At 68.8% G+C, this 6,751-nt stretch carries 8 protein-coding genes; 2 read left to right on the top strand and 6 right to left on the bottom strand.

Going from position 1 to position 6,751, the window contains the following annotated elements; genetic code table 11:
• The 6 genes from thpD to STRIP9103_RS40280 all read right to left on the bottom strand — a co-directional run.
• A partial coding sequence (thpD, locus tag STRIP9103_RS40305) for an ectoine hydroxylase (protein WP_048821893.1) occupies positions 1 to 836 on the bottom strand: 836 nt, incomplete at its 3' end.
• Between the two features lie 20 nt (positions 837 to 856).
• Positions 857 to 1,261: an ectoine synthase gene (locus STRIP9103_RS40300; RefSeq protein WP_009337952.1), complete on the bottom strand. Its 405-nt coding sequence runs from the start codon at positions 1,259 to 1,261 to the stop codon at positions 857 to 859.
• A 31-nt stretch (positions 1,262 to 1,292) separates the two neighbouring features.
• Entirely contained in the window at positions 1,293 to 2,564 is a 1,272-nt protein-coding gene (ectB, locus tag STRIP9103_RS40295; RefSeq protein ID WP_009337933.1) for a diaminobutyrate--2-oxoglutarate transaminase, read from the bottom strand.
• A 157-nt stretch (positions 2,565 to 2,721) separates the two neighbouring features.
• A complete protein-coding gene (gene ectA, locus STRIP9103_RS40290; protein ID WP_009337972.1) occupies positions 2,722 to 3,273 on the bottom strand; it encodes a diaminobutyrate acetyltransferase in 552 nt (183 codons plus the stop codon).
• Between the two features lie 410 nt (positions 3,274 to 3,683).
• A complete protein-coding gene (locus STRIP9103_RS40285; RefSeq protein ID WP_100244111.1) occupies positions 3,684 to 4,226 on the bottom strand; it encodes a DinB family protein in 543 nt (180 codons plus the stop codon).
• Between the two features lie 231 nt (positions 4,227 to 4,457).
• The gene (locus STRIP9103_RS40280; RefSeq protein ID WP_009337954.1) at positions 4,458 to 5,558 is read right to left on the bottom strand and encodes a pyridoxal-phosphate-dependent aminotransferase family protein; all 1,101 of its coding nucleotides are present in this window, start codon (positions 5,556 to 5,558) and stop codon (positions 4,458 to 4,460) included.
• Positions 5,559 to 5,598: 40 nt separating this feature from the next.
• Here STRIP9103_RS40280 and STRIP9103_RS50375 point away from each other — a divergent pair, with 40 nt between their 5' ends.
• Together STRIP9103_RS50375 and STRIP9103_RS40275 are read left to right on the top strand one after the other, a co-directional pair.
• On the top strand, positions 5,599 to 5,802 hold the full coding sequence (locus tag STRIP9103_RS50375) for a hypothetical protein (RefSeq protein ID WP_009337997.1): 204 nt from the start codon (positions 5,599 to 5,601) through the stop codon (positions 5,800 to 5,802).
• Positions 5,803 to 5,895: 93 nt separating this feature from the next.
• Positions 5,896 to 6,750 carry a transporter substrate-binding domain-containing protein gene (locus STRIP9103_RS40275; protein WP_009338057.1) on the top strand — a complete coding sequence of 285 codons (855 nt, stop codon included), beginning with the start codon at positions 5,896 to 5,898 and terminating at the stop codon, positions 6,748 to 6,750.
• Position 6,751: the final 1 nt, after the last annotated feature.

The following is a 6,751-nucleotide window of genomic DNA, read 5'->3' as shown; positions in this document are numbered from 1 at the left end:
AACGGCTCCACCGCCGCGTTCTCCACACTGTTGAACACGATGAACACGTTGCTGCGCGGGAACGGCGTGATGTTGTCCCCGGAGCCGTGCATGCAGTTGCAGTCGAACCAGGTGGCCGAACCGGCCTTCCCGGTGAACAGCTTGATGCCGTACTCACCGGCCATGGCCGTCAGCGCCTCGTCGGACGGCGTCCCCGCGTCCTGCATCTGCAGCGACTTCTTGTAGTTGTCCTTCGGGGTGGCACCCGCACAGCCGAGGAACGTCCGGTGCGAGCCGGGCATGATCATCAGCCCGCCGTTGGTGTCGTAGTTCTCGGTCAGCGCGATCGACACGGACACCGTCCGCATGTTCGGCAGCCCGTCCTCCGCGTGCCAGGTCTCGAAGTCCGAGTGCCAGTAGAACCCGGACGCGCCGAACCCCGGCTTGACGTTGATCCGCGACTGGTGGACGTACACGTCCGAGCCGAGGATCTGGCGGGCCCGTCCGACGACCCGCTCGTCGCGCACCAGCTCCGCGAACACCTCGCTGATCCGGTGCACCTCGAAGACCGACCGGATCTCCTTCGACTTCGGCTCGATGATCGACCGCTCATCCGCACGGACCGCCGGATCGGAGACGAGCCGCTCCAACTCCCGTCGGTAGACGGGGACTTCGGCCGGGGTGATGAGTTCCTCGACGGCGAGGAAGCCGTCGCGCTCGTACGCCTGGAGGTCGGTGAGGGAGATCGGGCCGGGCGTGCCGGGGGAGCCCCAGACGACCGGGTCCTGGCGGGGGACGGACACCTCGGTGGCCCCACGGGTGGGGTAGAGGTCGGGGACGGTGGTGGCAGTGGTCATGGCTGTGGTGGTCATGGTCGTCACACCTCCTCGGGCTCGGTGAGCAGCGGGTACACGCCGTTCTCGTCGTGGTCCTCCCGGCCGGTGACGGGCGGGTTGAAGACGCAGATGCAGCGGAAGTCCTCCTTGACGCGCAGCGAATGCCGCTCGTGGCCGTCGAGGAGGTACATGGTCCCGGGCGTGATCGTGTACGTCCGCCCGGTCTCGTGGTCGGTCAGCTCGGCCTCGCCCTCGACGCAGACGACGGCCTCGATGTGGTTCGCGTACCACATCGACGTCTCCGTGCCGGCGTACAGGACGGTCTCGTGGAGCGAGAAGCCGACCCGCTCCCTGGCGAGCACGATGCGTTTGCTCTCCCAGGTGCCGGACGCGGCCCGCACATGACGTTCGGTGCCTTCGATGTCCTTGAACGAACGGACGATCACGGTGCTGAACAGCTCCTTGTGTCAGTCGGTTTCACACGGTTTCCCGTACGGCGCGGGCGAGGACGCTCAGGCCCTCGTCCAGCTCGTCGGGGGTGATGGTGAGGGCGGGGAGCAGTTTGAGGACCTCGCCCTCGGGGCCGGAGGTCTCGACGAGGAGTCCGAGCTCGAAGGCCCGCCGGGCGACCCGTCCGGCGCGCGCCTTCTCGTGGAACTCGATGCCCCACACCAGCCCGCGCCCCCGGTACTCCTTCACCTCGGCGGAGTTCTCCTCGGTGATCGCGACCAGCCCCTGCTCGATCTGCTCGCCGCGCGCCCGGGTCTGCTTCTCCATGGCGGAGCCGTCGGCCCAGTACGCCTCCAGGGCGGCGGTGGCCGTCACGAACGCGGGGTTGTTGCCGCGGAACGTGCCGTTGTGCTCGCCCGGCTCCCAGATGTCCAGCTCCGGCTTGAACAGGCAGAGCGACATGGGGAGTCCGTAGCCGCTGATGGACTTGGAGACGGTGACGATGTCGGGGGTGATGCCCGCCTCCTCGAACGAGAAGAAGGCCCCCGTACGCCCGCAGCCCATCTGGATGTCGTCGACGATCAGCAGCATGTCCTGGCGCTCGCACAGTTCGGCGAGCGCGCGCAGCCACTCCGGGCGGGCGACGTTGATGCCGCCCTCGCCCTGGACGGTCTCGACGATCACGGCGGCGGGCTTGTTCAGCCCGGACCCCTGGTCCTCAAGGAGGCGCTCGAACCAGAGAAAGTCAGGCACCCGCCCGTCGAAGTAGTTGTCGAACGGCATCGGAGTGCCGTGCACGAGCGGGATACCGGCGCCGGCCCGTTTGAAGGCGTTGCCGGTGACGGCGAGGGAGCCCAGGGACATGCCGTGGAAGGCGTTGGTGAACGACACGATCGCCTCGCGCCCCTTCACCTTCCGGGCCAGTTTCAGCGCGGACTCGACCGCGTTGGTCCCGGTCGGCCCCGGGAACATCACCTTGTACGGCAGGTCGCGGGGCCGCAGCACCAGGTTCTGGAACGACTCCAGGAAGGCCCGCTTCGCGGTCGTCGACATGTCGAGCCCGTGGGTGACGCCGTCCCGCTCCAGATAGTCGATGAGGGCGCGTTTGAGTACGGGGTTGTTGTGGCCGTAGTTGAGTGAACCGGCGCCGGCGAAGAAGTCCAGGTAGGTGTGGCCGTCCTCGTCGTACATCCAGCTGCCCTGGGCGCGGTCGAAGACGGTGGGCCAGCCGCGGCAGTAGCTGCGCACCTCGGACTCCAGGGTCTCGAAGACGCTCAGGTCGGGCTGGGTGATGGTCACGGTCGATCGCTCCTCGATGCGTGGGGGGAAAGGAAGTCAGTGGGGGAGGGGAGAGCACTTCGGGGTTGGCGCTCTTCGATTGGGGGCTCTTCGGGCTGAGGCCCGTGGGCTTGAGGCTCTTCGGGGTGAGGCCTGTGGGCTGGAGGCTGCTTCGGGCTCAGACGGTGAGGGGGCCGATGCGGTGGAGGACCTCCGGCTGGTGGGGGCCGTCGGGGAAGTCCCCCGCCTCGAACAGGACCTGGCGGTCGACGGTGGCGCCGTGCCGTTCGGCGTACGCGGCGAACAGGTGCTCGGAGGCGGTGTTGTCCGGGGTGATGGTGGTCTCGACGGTGGTCAGGGGGTGCCGTCGGGCGACCCGTGCGGTGAGGCCGTCCAGCAGCGCGGCGGCGAGACCGCGCCCCCGGTGCGCCTCGTCGACGGCGATCTGCCACACGAGGAGGGTGTCCGGTCGCTCCGGCCGCACATACCCGGTGACGAACCCGACCGGTTCCCCGTCCTCGTCCCGTGCCACCGCCGAGGTGTCGGCGAAGTCCCGGCACCACAGCAGATAGCTGTACGAGGAGTTCAGATCGAGGCTTCCGGAGTCCCCGGCGATACGCCACAGCGCGGCGCCGTCCGTCACGTCCGGGCGGTCGATCCGAATGCCGTCCTTGATTTCCTGATGCGATTCCAGGGGTGGGGTGTGCAGGTCTGCTTGTGCGGCAGTCATGCGGCTTGAATTTACCGAGGGGAATTTCGAATCGCATCGCCGCGTGGGGTTACGCATGGGTCGATCGTGTGTTATCACGCGGGCGCGAGCGAGCGCGCGAAAAGGGGGTCGATCTGTCTGTGTTCGCCCGGAAATTACCGAGCAAAGTGGGCGCACTGTGGAGTCTGTCACATCGGTGTAACCCTCACGAGATCTGCTCGAATCAGCCCCCCTTGTGTTCGCGAAATCTTTGCGTTTGAGGAAGGGAAGAGCGGGCAGAAGAATACGGGACCCTGCTTCGGCTAATCCTTGTGAATTCCGCCGGAAAAGCCCCGGACGAAAAACGCCCCGGCGGGAAAGCCGGGGCAGGTGATGATGGTCGGGCGGGTGATCACCGGAGCTCGCGGGTGATCACGGGTGATCACGGGAGCTCAGGCGCCGGTGACCCCGTCGATGCGTTCGCGCAGGATGTCGGCGTGGCCGTTGTGGCGAGCGTACTCCTCGATCATGTGGATCAGGATCCACCGGAGGCTGACCTGCGTCCCGCCCATCATCTGACCGTCCGGGACCCGCCCCGGCGAGTCGGGAGCGTGCCCGGCACACACCTCACGGCTCCGGGCGACCTCGCGCCGCCAGATGTCGAGCGCCTCGTCGAGCCCACGCTCCGGGGTGAGCCGGTAGCCGGTCTCCTCCTCGTACACCAGGGGGGCGTCCACCCCGGCGAACACCCGCTGGAACCAGTTCCGTTCGACCTCCGTCAGATGCTGCACCAGCCCCAGCAGCGTGAGCTCCGACGGCTCCGCCGAAGCCGTCCGCGCCTGCGTGTCGTCCAGCCCCGCACACTTCAACTCCAACGTGGCCCGATGAAAGTCCAGCCAACTCTCCAGCATGGGGCCCTCGTCGCCGGTCGTCAGCGGGATGGGGCGGCCGTCGGGGAGCGTGGCGAGCGCGGGGGCGGACTCGGGCGCGGCCATGGCGTCGGGCGTCGGCGCGGACGCGGTCCGGGGTGTCGGCGCGGTGTCGGTGGGGTCGGTTGTGGTCATGGGCCCAGTCTGGCAATTCATGCACCGACTGGCGCGAGGTTCCGGCCGGGAACGCCGCCCCAACGTCCGCCCCCGTCCTACGCCGCGCCGCACGGCGCCGAACGACCGTGCTGGGCCGCCTGTCGGACCGCCCTGCCGAATCGCTCTACCCGACCGCCGTGCTTACGCCCAGCTCGCCGAAGCCGCCTCCCGGGCCCCCGGCGCGTCGACCGTCAGCCCTGCCTCGGTCAGTGCCGCTCCCAGTTCGGTCAGGCCGGCGTGCACCGTCTCAGGTGTGGCGTTCGGGCCGTAGTGGTTCAGCCGGATCATTCCCTTGGCGAGAGTGCCGCCGCCCGCGGCCAGCGGCAGCGTGGGGTCGGCGGCGAGCGCCTTGGCGACCAGCTCGGAGGCGTCGACACCGGCGGGCACCCGGAGGGTCGTGGCGACGGGTGCCGCGTCCGCCGCTTCGTATACGTACGGCTCCAGACCGCCGCCCAACGCGAGCGCCCCCGCTCGGGTCGCCGCGGCGGCGGACGCGTGGCGGGACATCACCGTGTCCAGCCCCTCCGCCTCGATGCGCTCCAGGCAGGCCTCCAGGGCGAGCATCTCCAACTGGGCCGGGGCGTGCGGCAGCGCTCGCCGACCGCCGTCGATCCAGCGCTCCTTCCAGTCCAGCAGGGAGAGGTACGACCGCCGCGGGGCCCGCGGGTTCGCGGCCATCCGGGCCCACGCCCGCTCGCTCACCGAGATCGCCGACACCCCGGCCGGGCCGCCCATGGCCTTCTGCGCGCCGATGACGCACAGATCGACACCCCAGGCGTCCGGCAGCACCGGCTCGGCGCCGACGGAGGCCACGGCGTCCAGGTGGAAGAGGGCGCCGTGCTCGCGGACGACCTCGCCGATCTCCGCCACCGGGTTCGTGTTGCCGGTCGCGGCCTCCGCGTGCACCAGGGAGACGAAGTCGATCGCCGGGTGCTCGGCGAAGGCGTCGCGGATCTGCGCCGCGGTCACCGCCGTGTGGAAAGGCACCGCCAGGTCGACGACCGTCGCCCCGCAGTCCCGCAGCCAGTTCCCGAAGGTCTGCCCGTACGGGCCGGTGATCACGTTCAGCGCCGTCGTACCCGGCCCGGCGGCCCCGCGAATCGCCCCCTCCAGGGGCAGCAGCGCCTCGCCCTGCGTGATCACGACGTCCTGCTCGGTCGAGAGCAGCCGCGCCACCCGATCCTCGATCGACGCGAAGTGCGCCGCGCTCAACGGGGGCAGATCCAGAAACGGGTGGGTCACAGGGTGCTCTCTTCGCTCACGGGGGTAGATGGTTTCGAGGATGGGTCGAGCCGGACCGGCGTACGTCGAGCGCAAGCCGCCGCACATCGAGCGTAATCGGCTCACCCCGCCCCTCACCCGCCCCTCAGGCTGCCCCGATCCCATCGCCTCCCGGCGACAGCCTTCACAGCCCTCGCAGCCCCAACTGCACAGCTCCCAACCCGGAATCTCCCCCTCCATCGACGACATCACCGACGACATCTGAGGTCAGACGGCTCAGTGACCCTCGGAATAATTTGAGCGAGTCAAAGATTTCCTTATAATCAGTTGCCACAGTTCCCTCACAGGAGGTCTCCCCGTGAACTCGGTCCTCGGACGTCGGGCCCGCATCCTGGCCGCCACCACCGCGGCGGCCGGACTGCTGCTCGTGGCCGGCTGCTCCTCGGACGGCGACGGTGGCAGCGGCGGCACCAAGACGGCCGCAGGTGGGGTCGAACTGGTGAAGGCCGGTCAGCTCACGACCTGCACCCACCTCCCGTACCCGCCGTTCCAGTCGGAGATCGACGGCAAGGTGCAGGGCTTCGACGTGGCGCTGATCGACCTCGTCGCCGAGGACCTGGGCGTGAAGCAGGAGATCCTGGACACCCCGTTCGAGAACTTCAAGACGGGCGCGTTCCTGAACTCCGGCGAGTGCGACCTCGCCGCGGCCGGTATGACGATCACCGAGGAACGCAAGAAGAACGTCGACTTCTCCGACCCGTACTTCGACGCCACCCAGGCCGTCCTCGCCGACAAGAAGGCCGGCATCGGCTCCTTCGCGGACCTCAAGGGCAAGAAGGTCGGCACCCAGGCCCAGACGACCGGTGAGGACTACACCAAGAGCCAGGGCCTCGACCCGGTCTCCTTCGAATCCTCCGACGCCGTCCTCAACGGCCTGCGCACCGGCCAGGTCGACGCCGTCGTCATCGACTACCCGGTCGTCCAGGGCTGGCTGAAGGACAAGGCGAACGCCGACGCCTTCGAGGTCGCCGAGCAGCTCAACACCGGTGAGCAGTACGGCTTCACGGTGAAGAAGGGCAACACCAAGCTCCTCGCCGCCATCAACAAGGCGCTCACCGAGGCCAAGGCCGACGGGACGTACCGGGAGCTGTACGAGCAGTGGATCGGCCCGTACGACGAGAGCGCCGCATCCGCCTCCCCGTCCGCCTCATGAC

Source organism: Streptomyces ipomoeae 91-03 (genome assembly GCF_000317595.1).
Taxonomy (GTDB): Bacteria; Actinomycetota; Actinomycetes; order Streptomycetales; family Streptomycetaceae; genus Streptomyces; species Streptomyces ipomoeae.
Note: the sequence above shows the minus strand (reverse complement) of the source record. Positions and strands in the feature narration are given on the sequence as shown.